The organism is Vallitalea sediminicola (genome assembly GCF_054408565.1).
Map to the genome: position 1 here is coordinate 1 of NZ_BTPT01000149.1, position 559 is coordinate 559.

Below are 559 nucleotides of genomic sequence, written 5' to 3' on the forward strand. Positions count from 1 at the left end.
CAAGGACAATGCAGCTCTGAAACTAGGCTGTACTAGACGAAATATAAATCGTTTAATCAAAGGTTATTTAGATCAAGGAAAGATTTTCTTTATCCATGGTAATCGTGGTCGTAAACCATCACATACATTAGAAGACAATATCAAAGAAAATATCTTAAATCTTTATCGAACAAAATATTATAACACAAACTTCACTCATTATTGCGAGTTGCTAGAAGACCATGAAAAAATCAAGGTTTCTGTAAGTACTGTACAAAACATTCTTATGTCTAAAGGGATGCTTTCACCTAAAGCTAGACGTGTTACTAAAAAGAGAATGCGTCTTAAGTTGAAAAAACAAAGAAATGCTACTAAATCAAAGAAAGAGGTTGCTAAAATTACAGAAAACATAGTTGCTCTTGAAGATGCTCATCCTCGTAGACCACGCTGTGCTTTTTTAGGTGAGATGATTCAAATGGATGCTTCTGTACACTTTTGGTTTGGGGATAAAAAAACTCATCTACATATTGCTGTTGATGATGCTACAGGAACTGTTGTTGGAGCATATTTTGACCAACAA

1 protein-coding gene is annotated in these 559 nt (G+C 34.0%); it reads left to right on the forward strand.

The genetic code is table 11. The features are described from left to right. A partial coding sequence (locus tag ACX6CF_RS26235; RefSeq protein ID WP_458788338.1) for a transposase family protein occupies positions 1-559 on the forward strand: 559 nt, incomplete at both ends.